Here is a 17,040-nt window from a genome sequence, read left to right as displayed (position 1 = left end):
CTGGCGGCCCGTCTCGTCGCGCCCGCCCCCCTGCTGCCCCAGGCGCTGCTCGAGCGGCTGCTGGCCGTGGCCATGGAGCGCGGCGGGGACTTCGCCGAGGTCTACGTGGAGCGCACCCACAGCACCAGCGTCGTGCTGGAGGAGTCGCGCATCAAGAGCGCCCAGACGGGCCTCATCCAGGGCGTGGGCGTGCGGGTCATCTCCGGGAGCAAGGTGGGCTACGCCTTCTCCGACGACTGGGACGAGCCCGCGCTGCTGCGGGCCGCCTCCACCGCGGCGATGATCGCCCAGGGCCAAGGCTCCGAGCGGGCCTTCCCCGTCTCGCGCATCGCCGTGCCCAGCCACTACCGCGTCCCCACCCCGCTGGCCGACGTGGAGGTCTCCCTCAAGGCCTCCCTGCTGACGCGCGCGGATGAGGCCGCTCGCGCGTTCGACTCGCGGGTGACGCAGGTCAACGGCGCCTACGTGGACCAGACGCGCCGCATCGCCGTGGCCAACACCGAGGGCCGCTACACCGAGGACACCCAGGATTTGTGCCGCATGTCCATCCAGGTGGTGGCGCAGGGCAAGAAGGGCGAGCGGCGCACGGGCTCGTACGGCGGCGGAGGCCGGGTGCCCTTCACCCACTGGGCGACGTTCCCTCCCGAGGACGTGGGCCGCGAGGCCGCGAGGCAGGCGGTGGCCACGCTGGGCGCGGTGGACTGCGCTGCGGGCCCGCAGACGGTGGTGCTGGCGCCGGGCTGGAGCGGCATCCTGCTGCACGAGGCGGTGGGCCATGGCCTGGAGGCGGACTTCATCCGCAAGGGCACGTCGCTGTTCGCCGGCAAGCTGGGGCAGAAGGTCGCCTCGGAGCTGGTGACGGTCATCGACGACGGCACGGTGTCCAGCGGGCGCGGCTCCATCAACATCGACGACGAGGGCACGCCCGGTGAGCGCAAGGTCCTCATCGAGAACGGCGTGCTCAAGGGCTACCTCTACGACAGCCTCAACGCGAAGCTGATGGGCCAGCGCTCCACCGGCAGCGGGCGGCGCGAGTCCTTCAAGCACCTGCCCATTCCGCGCATGACGAACACCTTCCTCGCGCCGGGCAACCACCACCCCGAGGACATCCTCAAGGAGGTCAAGCGCGGGCTGTACTGCGCCACGTTCGGCGGCGGGCAGGTGGACATCAGCAACGGCAACTTCGTGTTCGAGGTGAGCGAGGCGTATCAAATCGAGGACGGCAAGCTGGGCCGTCCGGTGAAGAACGCCATCCTCATCGGCGTGGGGCCGGAGGCGCTCAAGAACGTGTCCCGCGTGGGGTGCGATCCGCAGCCGGACCCGGGCATGGGCGTGTGCGGGAAGAACGGCCAGTCGATGCCCGTGGGCGTGGGCCTGCCCACCGTGCGCATCGACAACGTCACCGTCGGCGGAACCCAGGTCTGAAGAGAGAGCACCGACACCATGGACTACCAGAAGCTCGCGAAGCGAATCGTCCAGCGCGCCACCAAGAAGGGCGCCCGCCAGGCCGAGGCCTTCATCGAGGTCAGCCGCCAGAGCACCGTGCGCGTGCGCGAAGGGCAGATCGAGGACCTCACCCAGTCCACCGCCAAGGGCGTGGGCCTGCGCGTGGTGACGAAGGACCGGCTCGGGTTCGCCTTCACGTCGGACTTCGAGCCCTCGGGCATCGACCTGCTCGTGGACCAGGCCCTGAAGCTGGCCGAGGCCGCCGCGCCCAACAAGCTCAACGGCCTGCCCGGCGCGCGCGACCTGGGTCGCTTCGGCGACACCGGCGCGCTGTACGACGAGGCCGTGGCGAACCTGCCCGGCGACTGGAAGATGAAGGCCGCGCTGGAGATGGAGAAGGCGGGCCGCGCGGAGGACTCGCGCGTCAGCACCTTCAACGCGGTGGGCGCCGGGGACTTCGTGTCGGAGGTCTACGTCGCGTCGTCGGAAGGCATGGCCGGGGGCTACTCGGGCACGTACGTGTTCATGTACGCCATGCCCGTGGCCGCCGCGGCCGGGCAGCTCCAGAAGGGCTACTGGCTCGACTACAAGCGCTTCCTGGCGGACCTGGAGTCGCCCGAGTCCATCGGCCGCGAGGCGACGCGTCGCGCGGTGCGGATGCTGGGCGCCAGGCGCGTGAAGACGCAGCAGGTGCCGGTGCTGTTCGACCCGCTCGTCACCGCGTCCTTCATGTCCGGCGTGGCCAAGGCCGCCAGCGGCAACGCCGTGCACCAGCAGGCCAGCATGCTGGCCTCGCTCAAGGGCAAGCGCCTGGCCTCCGAGCACGTCACGCTGGTGGACAACGGCCTGCTGCCCCGAGGCCTCGCCACCGCGCCCTTCGACGGTGAAGGCGTGCCCACGCGGCGCACGCCCATCATCGACCGGGGCGTCATGTCGAGCTTCCTCTACGACGCGTTCACCGCGCGCAAGGCGAAGGCGCGGCCCACGGGCAACGCCAAGCGCGGCTACAACGCGCTGCCGAGCATCGGCACCACCAACCTCTACCTGGAGGCGGGTAAGGCCTCGCCCGAGGAGCTCATCCAGGGCGTGGACCGGGGCTTCTACGTCACGTCCCTGCTCGGCCACGGCGCCAACCCCGTCACGGGCGAGCTGTCCGCGGGGGCCAACGGCCTGTGGATTGAGAACGGCGAGCTGACGCACGCGGTGCAGGAGGTCACCGTGGCGGGCAACGTGCTGAAGATGCTCCAGGACCTGGACGGCGTGGGGAATGACCTGCAGTTCCGCGGAGGCACGGTGGGCGCGCCCACTGTCCGCTTCCGACAGCTCACCCTCTCGGGAGGGTAGCCCTACCTGCCGCGTCCCCCTAGCGTGGGCGACGCCGGAGCGCTCCTCCTCCCCCACCCGCTGGGGGAGGACGTGTCAGGGTCTCCTGCTACATCACTCGTCCGCAGCGCGAGGAGGACGCACCCATGGCAGCGAAGTCCGCACGCAAGAGCGCCGCAGCGAAGAAGCCCGCCGCCGCTCCCAGGAAGCCCCGCCGCAAGAAGGCGGAACCGAAGTCGCGCGGCCTGTCTCCCCAGGACGTGGCCAGCGACTCGGTGGAGTACCCCACGGAGATTCTCGAGGCGGTGCGCACCGACGGCGGCGAGGTGCTCGGCGTCTATCGCGACCCCTTGGGCGGACATCCGGTGGTGCTCGCGGTGCTGCCCATCGACAAGGTGGAGCCCACGCCGTACCAGCGTGATTTGTCCGAGCCCCACGTGAAGCGGCTCGCCAGCGCCATGGAGCGCCTGGACCGCTTCCTGGACCCCGTCATCGCCGTGCGCAAGGAGGGCCGCTACTGGACGCCCAACGGCAACCACCGCCTGCACGCGAGCAAGCTGCTCGGCGCCAAGTCCATCGTCGCGCTGCTGCTGCCCGACGAGGACGTGGCCTATCAAATCCTCGCGCTCAACACGGAGAAGGCCCACAACCTCAAGGAGCGCTCGCTCGAGGTGGTGCGCATGTACCGGGGCCTCGTGGGCGCGGGCCGCGCGGGCAAGGAGTCCGCCTTCGCGCACCTGTTCGAGGAGCCCGCCTTCATCACGCTCGGCGCCGCGTACGAGAAGCGCCCCCGCTACTCCGCGGGCGCATACCACCCCTTCGTCAAGGCGGTGGAGGACTTCATGGACGTGCCGCTGGAGGACGCGCTGAAGGTGCGCGACGCCCGCGCGGACCGCCTGCTGGAGCTCGATGACGCCGTCGTCGCCGTCGTCGACTCCCTCAAGGCCAAGGGACTGCAGAGCCCCTATCTCAAGAACTTCGTGGTCGCGCGCATCAACTTCCTGCGCTTCAAGAAGAACGGCGGCAAGCCCGACTTCGACGACACCGTGGACCGGATGCTCGCCAGCGCGCGCAAGTTCAACGTCGACTCCGTCAAGCGCGAGGACCTCGGCAGCATGGGCGGAGGCCCCGTGGAGGCGGACGAGGAGCACGCCTGACGGGAACGGGTATTGCATAGTGCGGCCCCCACCATGACCACCTCCACCGTCCTCGTCGTCGACGACGACCGCGCCAACCTCGACTCCGTGACGCGCATCTTCCAGCGGGAGAACATGGCCACGCTCTCCGCGGCCAACGGCACGGAGGCCCTGGAGCTCTTGCGCCGCCCCGAAGTCACGGTGATGGTGACGGACCTGATGATGCCCGGCATGGACGGGCAGGAGCTCTTGCGCGCCGCGCGCACCATCCGCCCCGACGTGGAGGTGGTGCTGATGACCGCCTACGGCACGGTGGAGACGGCCGTGGCGGCGATGAAGGACGGCGCCTACGACTTCATCACCAAGCCGCTCAAGCGCCACTCGCTGGTGAAGGCGGTGCAGAAGGCGCTGGAGAAGCGCGCGCTCGTCTCGGAGAACCAGACGCTCAAGGCGAAGCTGGCGGAGATGAGCGCCCAGGGCGGGCGCAGCATGGTGGGCCAGTCCCCCGCCTTCCGCGCCATGCTGGACACCATCCGCCAGGCCGCGCCCTCCACCGCCACGGTGCTGCTGCTGGGTGAGTCGGGCACGGGCAAGGAGCTGGCGGCGCGCTCGGTGCACGAGTACTCCAGCCGGGCCAAGGGCGCGTTCGTCGCCGTCAACTGCGGCGCGCTGCCGGAGAACATCCTGGAGGCGGAGCTGTTCGGCGTGGAGCGCGGCGCCTTCACCGGCGCGGTGGCCCGGCGCGAGGGCCGCTTCGAGCGCGCCCACGGCGGCACCCTCTTCCTGGACGAAGTCGGCGAGATGCCGCTGCCCGCCCAGGTGAAGCTGTTGCGCGCGCTGGCCGAGGGCGAAATCGAGCGGCTGGGCGGCACCCAGACGGTGAAGGTGGACGTGCGGCTGGTGGCCGCCACCAACAAGGACCTGCAGAAGGAGGTGGCCGAGGGCCGCTTCCGCGAGGACCTCTACTACCGGCTCAACGTGGTGGAGATCCGCGTGCCCGCGCTGGCCTCGCGCCGCGAGGACATCCCGCTGCTGGCGGACGCGTTCCTGCGCCGCTTCGCCGCGAAGAACGGCAAGGCGCTGCGCGGCTTCTCGCCGGAGGCGCTGCAGACGCTGGAGAACTACGCCTGGCCCGGCAACGTGCGGGAGCTGGAGCACGCCGTCGAGCGCGCGGTGGTGCTGGCGCGGGGCGAGGTGCTGGAGGCCAGCGACCTGCCCGAGTCGGTGCGCAAGGGCCCGCTCGGCGCCGCCACCCAGTTGGTCATCCCCATCGGCACGCCCATGGAGGAGGTGGAGCGCCGGGTGATCCACGAGACGCTGCGCCACACCAAGGGCGACAAGACGCTGGCCGCCCGGCTGCTGGGCATCGCCGCCCGCACCATCTACCGCAAGCTGGAGCGCGAGCAGTCCTCCGGCGGCGAGCCCTCCGCCGGAAGCGACGACTGACAGGCCGTCACAAAGGCCCCCACCCTGCTTTGACAATTTGTCCCAAGCCCTGGAGCAGCCCGCTCCCCTGCCTGGGGTGCCCGCCCTTTTCGGAATAATTACGCGTGCTTGGCCGTCCCCTTGGGATGGCCCGTCTGACCCGAGGATGGCACCTGCCTTGCTCTCCCCGGGTCCGGCTTTCTGCTCGGAAGCGTGATGGAACTCTTCTTTCGCAAATACTTCTGGACGGTGAACCTGCTGTTCATCCTCCTCGTCGCGCTGCTGGCGGCGAAGACGGTGAACCTGTTCGTCGAATCCTCCATCTCCCCCGTGCCGTCCTCGGGGGCCACCGCGCGTGCGCCGACGAACCGGCCCGCGCAGGCGGCGCTCGCGCTGCCGGACATGGAGGGCCTGTCGCGGGTGACGGGCATCAAGATTCCCGAGCCGGAAGTCGCGGTGAGGGAGCCCACGACGCCGGAGGTGGACCCCAACGCCGCCCCGGTGAAGAGCGGCCTCAGGGTGAAGCTGCTCGGCACGCTCGTCGCGAGCAACCCGGACTGGTCCTTCGCGTCGGTCCAGGACATGGTGACGCAGCGCTCGCAGACGTACATGGTGGGCAACGCCCTGCAGGGCGCCACCGTGCTCGAAATCGAGCGTGAGCGCGTCATCATCCTCAACGGGGGCCGCAAGGAGTTCATCGACGGCAACCCGGGTGACGGCGCCCAGGCCTTCACCCCGCCGACGCCTCCGGTGGCGCAGACGAACACCGCGTCCCCCAGCGGCATCCGCGCCGTCAGCGACAACGAGTACGAAGTGCCGCGCGCGGAGATCGACAAGACGCTCAACAACCTCAACGACGTGGCCATGCAGGCGCGCATCGTTCCGGCCTTCAAGGACGGTCAGGCGGTGGGGTTCAAGCTCTTCTCCATCCGCCCGGATTCCATCTACTCGAAGATCGGCGTCCAGAACGGCGACGTCATCCGCCGCATCAACGGGTTCGACCTCAACAGCCCCGAGAAGGCGCTCGAGGTCTACTCGAAGATGAAGGACTCCTCCCGCATCGAAATCGAGATCGAGCGCAACGGCGCGCCGATCCGCAAGTCCTACAACGTCCGTTAAACCCCACGTCGCGCCCGCTCCTCCATGAAGACGCTCCCGTCCTGGATGCTCTGCCTGTGCCTCGCGCTCGCCGTCCCCGCGCAGGCCCAGCGCCGCCCCACCCCGCCCGGCACCTCCGCGCCTTCCGCGCCCGGTGAGCGGACCATCACGCCCCAGTCCCCCGGCGGCGCCGCCGAGGAGGCCAATCAAGGGCCTCGCCGGACGCCCACGTGCGAGGAGGCCCGGCGCAACGCGCGCTACGGCATCTACTTCGACAAGGTGGAGATCGAGAAGCTGGTGCAGACGGTGGCGGACGCCACCTGCCGCACCTTCATCCTCCCGGAGAACGTGCGCGGGAAGATCTCCATCATCGGCCCGGAGAACGGCCGCGTGGAGGTGGACGCGGACGCGTTCTACTCCGCGTTCCTCGCCTCGCTCGACGCCAACGGGCTGGCCGTCTACCAGTACGGCCGCTTCATGAAGATCGTCGACAAGCGCTCGGCGAAGCAGAACCCCATCCCCACCATCGTCGAGGACGGCCAGCCGTACACCACCAACGAGCAGATGGTGACCAAGCTGTTCCGCATCCGCAACGTGGAGGTGGAGCCGCTGCGCGGCGTGCTGCAGCAGCTGGTGTCCAAGGACGGCGACACCATCCCGTACCCGCCGGACACCATCATCGTCAACGACGTGGGCTCCAACATCCACCGCCTGGAGCGGCTCATCAACCAGTTGGACTCGCGCGCCGCCAGCGACGAGCTGCGCGTCATCCAGGTGCAGTACGCGAGCGCCCAGGACGTGGCCGGCACGGTGCAGAAGCTGTTCGAGACCAAGGGCGCGCGCCCCGGCGCCACCCGCCCCGGCAACTTCACCCAGGGCGTGCCGCCCGCGGGTCAGCCCGGCGGTGAGATTGTCGCCCAGCCCTCCCAGGGCGGCGAGTCCGCCGGTGGCCCGGTGACGCTGTCGCAGATCATCCCGGACGAGCGCACCAACAAGCTCATCATCGTGGCGAGCCCCGCCGCGTTCGAGCGCATCCAGGAGATCGTCACCCAGCTCGACATCCCGTCCGGCACGGGCGGCCGCATCAACGTCTACTACCTGGAGAACGCCAACGCGGAGGAGCTGGCGAGCACGCTGCAGTCGCTGGCGCAGGGCACGGCCAACCGTCCCCGCACGCCGGGCGCCCCCAACCTCCCCCCGGGCATGCCGCGCGGCAACGCGCCCACGCAGGCGGCGGAGCTGTTCAGCGGCGAGGTGAAGATCTCCGCCGACAAGGGCACCAACTCGCTCGTCATCGTCGCCAGCCAGTCGGACTACAAGAACATCGTCCAGGTCATCCAGCAGCTCGACACGCCCCGCCGCCAGGTGTTCGTCGAGGCCGTCATCATGGAGGTGAACCTGGACCGCAATGCCGAGTACGGCGTCAACCTGCACAGCGGCTTCTCGCTGCAGACGGATGACGGCGCGGTGCCGGGCCTCATCGGCACCAACAACACCGGCTCGGGCCTGCCCCCGTCGCTGAGCCTGGCGAACCTGGCGTCCTTCGGCGGCTTCCTCGCGGGCCTGCAGGGCCCCGTCATCCCCGCCCTGGAGAAGCTGGGCCTGGACATCCCCGCCTTCGGCGTGGTGCTGCACGCGATGCAGCAGAGCTCCGACGTGAACGTGCTGTCCACGCCGCACATCCTCACCAGCGACAACGAGGAGGCGGAGATCACCGTGGGCCAGAACGTGCCCTTCCAGTCCGGCTTCTCGCCCTCGTCGCTGGGCACGGGCGTGGGCACCGGCACCGCGGGCGGCGCGGGCGGCCTGAACACGTCGCTGCTCGGCGCGCTGGGCGGCCTGGGCTCGCTGTACGCGCCCATCCAGCGTCAGAACGTGGAGCTGAAGCTGACGGTGAAGCCGCAGATCAACGAGAGCGACTACATCCGCATGGTCATCACCGAGCAGACGGAGGAGATCGCCTCCAACGACGCGGTGCTCGGCCCCACCACCAGCAAGCGCAGCGCGAAGACGACCGTCATCGCCAAGGACCAGGAGACGGTGGTGCTGGGCGGCATCATGCAGGACCGCACCATCGAGTCCGTCACCAAGGTCCCGGTGCTGGGCGACATCCCCATCATCGGCAACTTCTTCCGCGAGACGACGCGCAAGAAGACGAAGACGAACCTGCTCCTGTTCCTGACGCCCTACATCATCCGGGGCCCCGAGGACTTCCGCGTCATCTTCGAGCGCAAGATGAAGGAGCGTCAGCAGTTCGTGGAGCAGTTCTACGGCCAGGTGCCCGGCTACGACGTGGCGGTGGACTTCAGCCGCAAGCCCGGCCCGCTGTCCAAGATGAACCAGGCCGTCCTGCGCGAGCGACAGCGCGCGGAGAACGGCGGCCCGGGCGTGTCGGGTGAGCGCGTCATCTCGCCGACCCCGTCGGCGCCGTCCCGCTCCAACACCCCGCCGGCCGGCCGCTCGAACAGCGTGCCGCCCGCGCGGGGCCCGGCCCCCGTGTCGCCCGAGCCCGAGGTGCGGGAAGCGCCGCTGCCTCCCGCCGGTTCCGAAGAGTCAGCCCCCGCGACTCCGGCGCCGCAGACGCCCGAAGCGCCCGCTCCGGAGTCCACCGGAGACGCGTCGCCCGAGCGCCTGCGCATCCAGCCCGAGACCGGGGAATAGAGCCCATGAACGTGACCGCAGACCCCACTGTCGCCACCGCCGCGTCCGGCGCGGCCCCCGCCCGGAACGACTCCACCCAGGTCGTCTCCCACGGGCAGGCCTTCCTGTGCGGCAGGCCGCTGGGGGAGATCCTCCGCGCGCTCGTCCCCTCGCTCACCGAGGAGAAGCTGCGCGAGGCGCTCGCCCTCCAGGAGGAGAAGGGCGGACGCATCGGCGAGGTCCTGGTGGGGCTCAAGGCGGTCAGCGCCGAGGACGTCGCCAAGGCGCTGGGACACCAGCTGGACCTGCCCTACCTGGCGCGCATCTTCACCGAGGAGGTGGACGCGGAGCTGGTCAAGCGCATCCCCATCAACTTCGCCAAGCAGGCGCACATCCTCCCGCTGTCCCTGGAGAACGACAGCGTGGTGCTGGCGGTGGCGGACCCGCTGGACACGTCCGCGCTGGACCACGCGCGGCTGCTGCTGGGCCAGAGCATCAGCCCCCGGCTGGCGCTCGACACCACCATCACCGACGCCATCAACAGCGTCTATGACCGCTCCATCAACGAGGCCGAGCAACTGGTCGACGAGATGGAGACGCAGGACCTGGACGCCATCGCCCACGAGCTGGACGAGCCGCAGGACCTGCTGGACACGGACGACGAGGCCCCGGTCATCCGGCTGGTGAACTCGGTGCTCTTCCGCGCCGCCAAGGAGCGCGCGAGCGACATCCACATCGAGCCCATGGAGCGCGAGCTGCTCGTGCGCTTCCGCGTGGACGGCGTGCTGCAGGAGGTCATCAAGCCGCCCAAGCGCTACCAGAACGCCATCGTCAGCCGCGTGAAGGTGATGGGGCAGCTCAACATCGCCGAGAAGCGCCTGCCGCAGGACGGCCGCATCCGCATCAAGCTGGCCGGCCGCGACATCGACATCCGTCTGTCCACCATCCCCACCACCAACGGGGAGCGCATCGTCATGCGTCTGCTGGACAAGACGGCGACGCTGCTGGACCTGGCGGAGATCGGCATGAGCCAGGTGACGCTCCACGCCATGGAAGCCGTCATCAAGCGCTCGCACGGCATCATCCTCGTCACCGGCCCCACGGGCTCCGGCAAGACGACGACGCTCTACGGCGCGCTGTCGAAGATCAACACCCCGGACCTCAACATCCTCACCGTCGAGGACCCGGTGGAGTACCAGCTCAAGGGGATTGGCCAGATGGCCATCAACCCCAAGATCGGCCTCACCTTCGCCCAAGGCCTGCGCTCCTTCCTGCGCCAGGACCCGGACGTCATCATGGTCGGTGAGATCCGCGACAAGGAGACGGCGGAGATCGCCATCCAGGCCTCGCTCACGGGCCACCTGGTGCTCTCCACGGTCCACACCAACGACGCGGCCGGCGCCGTCACCCGTCTGGTGGACATGGGCGTGGAGCCGTTCCTCGTGGCCTCGTCGCTCACGGGCATCCTGGCCCAGCGCCTGGTGCGCCGCGTGTGCCCGGACTGCCGCGCGCCCTACCAGCCCACGGACGCGGAGCTGAAGGAGATTGGCCACTCGCGCGCCTCCTTCAAGGAGCGCTACGGCACCGAGCGCATCTACAAGGCCGTGGGCTGCCCCACCTGCAACCGCAACGGCTACCGCGGCCGCACGGGCATCTACGAGTTCCTGCCCGTGGACGACGACGTGCGCCAGCTCGTGCTGAAGAACGTGGACGCCTCCACCATCAAGAAGTCCGCCACCTCCAAGGGGATGATCACCCTGCTCGAGGACGGCGCGCGCAAGATTGCGCTGGGGGAGACGACCATCGCCGAGGTGCTGAGCATCACCCAGGAGGACATGTAACCGACAGCTCCTCCCTGGGAGGGGCCGGGGTCATCGAGCCATGCCGGTCTTCGAGTACAGAGGTCTCAACTCCGCGGGCAAGCAGATCAAGGGCCTGCTGGAAGCCGACTCGCCCAAGACGCTGCGCTCCAAGCTGCGCGCCGACGGCATCTTCCTCACGGACGTGCTCGCCCAGGCGGAGGGCAGCCGGGGCGCGGTGGCCAAGGGCGCCAACGCCGCGCAGGTGGCGCGCGACATCGACCTGCGCAAGCTGGGCCGCGGCCGCGTCAACACCGACGACGTGGCCATCTTCACCCGGCAGCTGTCCACGCTGCTGGGCGCCGGCGTCACGCTGGTGGAGTCGCTCACCGCCCTGGTGGACCAGGTGGAGAAGGAGCGCTTCAAGCGCGCCCTCTCCGACATCAAGCAGCGCGTCAACGAGGGCTCGTCCCTGGCGGACGCGCTGGGACAGCACCCGAAGATCTTCCCCAGCATCTACGTGAACATGGTGCGCGCGGGCGAGGCGTCCGGCGCCCTGGACGCGGTGCTCACGCGCCTGGCCGACTTCACGGAGAACCAGGCCCGGCTGCAGCAGAAGATCCTGAGCACCATGCTCTACCCCGCCATCATGATGGTGGTGGGCGGCGGCATCCTCGTCGCGCTGATGGTATTCGTCGTCCCGAAGGTGACGAAGATCTTCGAGACGATGAAGGCCACGCTGCCGTTGAGCACGCGGATGCTCATCGCCACGAGCAACTTCTTCCAGGACTGGTGGTTCATCGCCGTCCCGGTGATGGTGCTGTGCGGCTGGCTGTTCATGCGCTGGACGGTGAGCCCCAAGGGCAAGCCCAAGTGGGACCGCTTCACGCTCAAGGCGCCCGTGGTGGGCAACCTGGTGCGGCTGCTCTCCATCTCCCGCTTCGCCCGCACGCTGTCCACGCTGCTCAAGAGCGGCGTCCCCCTGCTGGCGGCCATGGACATCGTCAAGGCGGTGATGACGAACACCGTGCTGGCGGAGGTGGTGGAGAAGGCCCGCGACTCCATCCGCGAGGGTGAGAGCATCGCCAACCCGCTCAAGCGCTCCGGGGAGTTCCCGCCGCTCGTCTACCACATGGTCGCCATCGGCGAGCGCTCCGGGCAGCTCGAGGAGATGCTCACCAACGTGGCGGACAACTACGAGACGCAGGTGAACGTGCGCATCGGCGCCCTCACCTCGCTGCTCGAGCCCCTGCTCATCGTGGTGATGGGCGCGGTGATTGCATTCGTCGCGCTCTCCATCCTGATGCCGATCCTCCAGGTGAACTCGGCCATCCGGTGAGGTGCGACGCCCATGACGAATGAGACGTTAGACCGTTGGATTCAGCGTGTGACGCTGGCGGCGATGATCGCCGTCGCCGCGGCGCTGGTGACGGTGGGGGCCCGGCTGTACGGCCCCCGGGCCGCCGTGCCCCCTCCCGGAGTGGTGGACGTCCCCCGGGTCCCCTGACAGGAAGTCCAGAACACGAAGCGGTGGCTTGCCAGAAAGTCACCCCGAGGTGAGAGACATGAACCAGACGAACCAGAACACCCAGCAGCAGCGCCGCCGTCGCAACCGCCGGGGCATGACGCTCATCGAAATCATGGTGGTCATCACCATCCTCGGCCTCATCGCCGCCGCCGTCGGCGTGGCGGTGATTCCCCAGCTCGAGGCGGCCCGTCGGGACCGGGCGGCCCTGGACATCAAGAACATCCAGGGTGCGCTGAAGCTCTACTACACGAAGAAGGGCAAGTACCCGGACACGTCGGCGGGCCTCAACGCGCTGGTGGAGACGCAGTCGCTGGAGTCGATGCCGAAGGACCCGTGGAACAACGACTACGTGTACCTCAACGAGGGCGGCAAGCCCGTCATCATCTCCTACGGCGCGGATGGCACGGCCGGCGGTGAGGGCAACGACGCGGACATCTCGTCCGCGGACGGGGCCGCCACCAAGTGAAGAACCGGCGCGCCCCGTGTGTTGACAGGACTTGGGTATGAACGAGCAGAGCGCAGTGACATCCCCGACGTCCTCACCCGCGGGGGGCGCCCGTCCGAACCGGTCGGGCCAGCTCATCCTGGGCGGCATCTTCCTGGTGGCCACGGTGCTGGCGTTCGCCCTCGTCTACGCGACGGAGGACCGGACGCTGGCGCCCGAGCAGCGGCGCGCCCGGACGGAGATCCGCAAGCTGGAGGGCATGTTCAAGGCGCACCACCGGCTGATGGGTCACTTCCCCTCCAAGGAAGAGGGCTTCACCCCGCTCATCGAGGCGAAGCTCATCGAGGGTGTGCCCAATGATCCGTGGGGCCACCCGTACGTCTACTGGATGGACGGCAAGAGCGGCGCCGTCATCTCGCTGGGCGCGGACGGCAAGCAGGGCGGCGCGGGGCTGGACGCGGACCTGAGCAGCGGAGGCGTGCTGGCGGACTGGGGGCAGCCATGACGCGAAGCACGGGGACACGGCGGCGCCAGGAGCGCGGCCTGACGCTCATCGAGATCTCCATCGCCATCATCATCGTCGCGATGCTGTTCTCCGCGGCGGTGATGGGCATCGGCTCGCTCACCGGCGCCAAGGCCAAGGGCGCGGCCGGAGAGCTGGCTGGCACCATCCGCTCGCTCTACGACTCGGCGGCGCTGCGCGGCAAGACGTGCCGGCTGGTGTTCGAGATTCCGGAGGCCAAGGAGGAGAAGGCCACGCGCTACCATGCCGAGTGCGCGGAGAGCGGCGTGACGACGGCGAGAGACCGCGACACCGCCCTGCGCGACGAGAACTCCGAGAGGGATCGGGCCCGGCGCTCCAACCGGAGCGGCTCCGGCAACGGGCAGGAGCGGCGCAGCTACGTGGCCTCGGCCGGGGAGACGGTCAGCGCGCAGGACCTGATGGAGGCGGAGAAGCAGCGCGTGGAGAGCCAGTCGCGCTTCTCGTCCTTCACGTCGGAGGAGATTCCTCCGCGCGAGCTGCCGTCGGACGTGCGCGTGTCGGTGTGGACGCGCCAGCAGCGCGAGGCCGTGGACAGCGGCGTCGCGTATCTCTACTTCTTCCCGCAGGGCTACACCGAGAAGGCCTACGTCTACCTGAGCCAGGGCGACAACATCTGGACGCTGGACGTGTCCCCGCTCACCGGCAAGGTGAACATCGTGGGCGAGGCGCTGGAGGTGCCGCGATGAGACAGGCCCGGGGCTTCACGCTGCTGGAGGTCGTGGTGGCGCTGGCCATCCTCGGCCTCGCGCTGATGGCCATCTTCGACCTCAACGCGGGCGCGGTGGCCAACCACGTCTACACCAAGCGCCTCACGGTGGCCTCGCTGCTGGCGCGCTCGAAGATGACGGACGTGGAGCAGCAGCTCTACGACGACGGCTTCACGCCCGACGACGACGAGGAGTCCGGCGACTTCTCCGACGAGGGCTGGCCCCAGTTCAAGTGGAAGGCGCGCATCATCGCGCCCAAGCTGGACGGCGTGTCACCCGACCAGCTCATCGGCGCGCTCTTCAACCTGCCCATCGGCGGGGACTCGAGCGACCCGATGAGCGGCATCGCCAGCCTCTTCGGCGGCGGTGGCGGCGGCGACAAGGATGGCAAGGGCGGCTCCAGCGGACCGCAGCCCGCGGGCGGAGGCCTGGGCGGCGCGGCCATGGGCATGGCGCAGCCCATGTTCACGCAGATGGTGCAGCAGCTCACCCAGACGGTGCGCGAGGTGCACCTCACGGTGTACTGGCAGGAGGGCACGCAGCTGGAGAGCATCGACCTGGTGACGCACGTGGTGTCGCTCGGGCCGGGCTCGGACCGGAACGGCGGCTTCACGCCCAACGCCGGTGGCCAGACGCCGGGCGCGGACAACCAGTGGGTGGACCCGGACAGCCCCGGGATGATCGTCCAGAACCCCATCCCCGGCCCCAACGGCGTCATGCTGCATCCGCAGACGCGCAAGCCGCTGATGCGCCGCTCGGAGTGGCTCAACCGGGCCAACGGCGGTCAGCAGGGCGGCCGTGGCGCGGGCGGCGGCATCCTCCCGCCCGGCATGGGCGGCGGGCGTCCGCAGATTCCGAACCTGGGCGGCGGCCTGAGGAGGAACGACCGATGACCCGGCACGCGCGCGGCTTCACGCTGATGGAGGTCATGGTGGCGGTGGCCATCACCGCCCTGATGGGCACGGTGGTGGCCATGGCCTTCCAGACGGGCCTGACGGCGAAGGAGACGGTGGAGGCGGACGCGGACCGCTACCGGCAGCTGCGGGTGGCGATGAACCGCATGTCGCGGGAGATCGGCTCCGCGTACGTCAGTGACCGGTTCGACCTGAAGCGCTTCCGGGACCAGCAGGACCGGCCCAGCAACTTCGTCGGGGAGAGCGACCGGCTCCTGTTCACCACGTTCGCGCACCAGCGGCTGTACACGGACGTGAAGGAGTCCGACCAGGCGGTGGTGGAGTACTTCGTGGACGCGTCCGAGGACAAGACGGCGCGCGGGCGACAGGACCTCAAGCGCCGGGTCAACCCGAACGTGGACGACCGCATGGACCGGGGCGGCACGACGGACGTGCTGCTGGAGGGCGTGAAGAAGCTGGAGTTCGAGTACTGGAACTCGGAGAAGAAGGAGTGGGATGACGAGTGGGACACCCGGCGCCCGGAGCAGAAGAGCATCCTGCCCACGCGCGTGCGGGTGACGGTGACGGCGGTGGACGAGACGGGCAAGGAAGCGCGCTACAGCACCCAGACGCGCATCATGTTGAACACGGAGCTGCCGAGGTACTGATGCCCCTGCCCTTCCCCAAGCAGACGTCCCGGCGACGTCCCAAGCCTGTCGCGCCGCGCTCCGCGGCCGCGAACGAGCGGCGCTCGCGCGGCGTGGCGCTCATCATCGCGGTGGTGTCCATCGCGCTGCTCACCATCATCGCCACCGAGTTCGCGTACAACAGCCGCGTGGACCTGCAGCTCGCGGCCAACCAGCGCGACGAGGTCCGCGCGTACTACATGGCGCGCTCGGGCGTGGCGCTGTCGCGGCTGCTTTTGCGCTTCCAGAAACAGGTGGACGCGACGCCCATCCCCAACCCCGCGTCGCTCTTGAGCGGCTTTCTGGGCGGCAACGTGGGCGCGCAGGGCAACACGCCCCAGCCCTCCAGCCTGAACCTCCAGCTGTGGCGGATGGCGCGCGTGGACTGCCACATGCTCAAGGGCCTGGTGAAGAGCGAGGGCCTGGAGAACGGCAAGGAGGACGCGCCGCCCCTGGACCCGGTGGACGAGGACGACGGGAACTTCCGCATGGACGGAGAGGAGGACCCGGCGTCGAAGGAGATGTCGGCGCAGATGACGCGCCGCTCGTTCGGCGGCTTCGAGGGCTGCTTCCTGTCCACCATCTCCGACGAGGAGGAGAAGCTCAACGTCCACCGGCTGATGGCGGGCGCCGGCGACGCGCTGCCCACCGCGCTGCGCATGCTGGACATGCTCGAGGACAAGCGCTTCGAGTTCCTGTGGGAGCGCGACGACGCGAACAAGGTCCGCAGCAACCCGCAGGACGTGATGCTGGCCATCAAGGACTATGCGGACGACGACGAGACGGGCTCGGCCATCAACCGCAATGACCCGGTCAACCCCATGCCGTCCGGCTTCTCAGACGAGGGCTCGCCCTACAGCCGGTACGAGCCGAGCTACGAGCCGAAGAACGCGCGGTTCGACAGCGTCGACGAGCTGTACCGGGTGCACGGGGTGAATGACCAGTTCATGTCGGCCTTCCGTGACAGGCTCACGGTGTATCCGGACATCAACTCACGGCCCAACATCAACACGGACGACCCGGTGATGATGGGGCTGGCCATCATGTCGGTGGCGGACCCGGCGCGGCCGGACCCGCGCTTGAGGGACCCGGTGTTCCTCAACGAGCTCATCACCCGCATCCGCTCGGCGCGCATGTTCAGCTTCTTCGGCATGGCGGTGCAGGACTTCGTGGCGGTGGTGGAGAGCGCCGGCATCGTGGTGAATCCGGCCGTGAAGTCCAACGTGGCGGGCAACCGCCTCATCGGCGACAAGAGTCAGACGTTCACCATCAAATCCGTGGGAGAGGCGGGCAGCGTGCAGAAGACGCTGACCGCGGTGGTCCGGCTGGACGACACGCTGGGCAAGCTCCTGTACTGGAGAGAGGAATAG

Annotated in this window: 15 protein-coding genes; all 15 read left to right on the top strand. The window is 69.2% G+C overall.

The genetic code is table 11. The features are described 5' to 3' along the window. Entirely contained in the window at positions 1–1,425 is a 1,425-nt protein-coding gene (locus FL311_RS01865) for a TldD/PmbA family protein (RefSeq protein WP_141323069.1), read from the top strand. 18 nt (positions 1,426–1,443) lie between these two features. Further along, positions 1,444–2,790, top strand: coding sequence for a TldD/PmbA family protein (locus tag FL311_RS01860; RefSeq protein WP_141323068.1), 1,347 nt, complete (start codon positions 1,444–1,446; stop codon positions 2,788–2,790). Between the two features lie 125 nt (positions 2,791–2,915). Further along, on the top strand, positions 2,916–3,926 hold the full coding sequence (locus tag FL311_RS01855; RefSeq protein WP_141323067.1) for a ParB/RepB/Spo0J family partition protein: 1,011 nt from the start codon (positions 2,916–2,918) through the stop codon (positions 3,924–3,926). A 33-nt stretch (positions 3,927–3,959) separates the two neighbouring features. Next, positions 3,960–5,351 carry a sigma-54 dependent transcriptional regulator gene (locus FL311_RS01850; RefSeq protein WP_141323066.1) on the top strand — a complete coding sequence of 464 codons (1,392 nt, stop codon included), beginning with the start codon at positions 3,960–3,962 and terminating at the stop codon, positions 5,349–5,351. Between the two features lie 195 nt (positions 5,352–5,546). After that, complete coding sequence (gene gspC, locus FL311_RS01845; RefSeq protein WP_046712766.1) at positions 5,547–6,449, top strand: type II secretion system protein GspC; 903 nt, start codon at positions 5,547–5,549, stop codon at positions 6,447–6,449. Positions 6,450–6,473: 24 nt separating this feature from the next. After that, the gene (gene gspD / locus FL311_RS01840; protein WP_141323065.1) at positions 6,474–9,089 is read left to right on the top strand and encodes a type II secretion system secretin GspD; all 2,616 of its coding nucleotides are present in this window, start codon (positions 6,474–6,476) and stop codon (positions 9,087–9,089) included. Between the two features lie 5 nt (positions 9,090–9,094). Continuing rightward, positions 9,095–10,909 carry a type II secretion system ATPase GspE gene (gspE, locus tag FL311_RS01835; protein WP_141323064.1) on the top strand — a complete coding sequence of 605 codons (1,815 nt, stop codon included), beginning with the start codon at positions 9,095–9,097 and terminating at the stop codon, positions 10,907–10,909. A gap of 40 nt (positions 10,910–10,949) precedes the next feature. Continuing rightward, complete coding sequence (gspF, locus tag FL311_RS01830) at positions 10,950–12,206, top strand: type II secretion system inner membrane protein GspF (RefSeq protein ID WP_141323063.1); 1,257 nt, start codon at positions 10,950–10,952, stop codon at positions 12,204–12,206. Between the two features lie 12 nt (positions 12,207–12,218). Further along, positions 12,219–12,374, top strand: a complete 156-nt coding sequence (locus FL311_RS43930; RefSeq protein WP_170300454.1) for a hypothetical protein — start codon at positions 12,219–12,221, stop codon at positions 12,372–12,374. A gap of 58 nt (positions 12,375–12,432) precedes the next feature. Then, entirely contained in the window at positions 12,433–12,861 is a 429-nt protein-coding gene (gspG, locus tag FL311_RS01825; RefSeq protein ID WP_141323062.1) for a type II secretion system major pseudopilin GspG, read from the top strand. A gap of 37 nt (positions 12,862–12,898) precedes the next feature. Continuing rightward, a complete protein-coding gene (locus FL311_RS01820; protein ID WP_194869003.1) occupies positions 12,899–13,345 on the top strand; it encodes a type II secretion system protein GspG in 447 nt (148 codons plus the stop codon). Next, positions 13,342–14,070: a prepilin-type N-terminal cleavage/methylation domain-containing protein gene (locus FL311_RS01815; protein ID WP_194869002.1), complete on the top strand. Its 729-nt coding sequence runs from the start codon at positions 13,342–13,344 to the stop codon at positions 14,068–14,070. The genes FL311_RS01820 and FL311_RS01815 overlap by 4 nt, the downstream gene beginning before the upstream one ends. Continuing rightward, on the top strand, positions 14,067–14,984 hold the full coding sequence (locus FL311_RS01810) for a prepilin-type N-terminal cleavage/methylation domain-containing protein (protein WP_141323060.1): 918 nt from the start codon (positions 14,067–14,069) through the stop codon (positions 14,982–14,984). Before FL311_RS01815 ends, FL311_RS01810 begins: the two co-directional genes overlap by 4 nt. Continuing rightward, positions 14,981–15,652, top strand: a complete 672-nt coding sequence (locus FL311_RS01805) for a type II secretion system protein GspJ (protein WP_141323059.1) — start codon at positions 14,981–14,983, stop codon at positions 15,650–15,652. Before FL311_RS01810 ends, FL311_RS01805 begins: the two co-directional genes overlap by 4 nt. Then, on the top strand, positions 15,652–17,040 hold the full coding sequence (locus FL311_RS01800; protein WP_141323058.1) for a general secretion pathway protein GspK: 1,389 nt from the start codon (positions 15,652–15,654) through the stop codon (positions 17,038–17,040). The genes FL311_RS01805 and FL311_RS01800 overlap by 1 nt, the downstream gene beginning before the upstream one ends.

Source organism: Myxococcus sp. AB025B (genome assembly GCF_006518215.1).
In the GTDB taxonomy this organism is placed as follows: Bacteria; Myxococcota; Myxococcia; order Myxococcales; family Myxococcaceae; genus Myxococcus; species Myxococcus fulvus.
The sequence above is the reverse complement of the archived record's forward strand: the minus strand, read 5'-3'. Positions and strand labels throughout refer to the sequence as shown.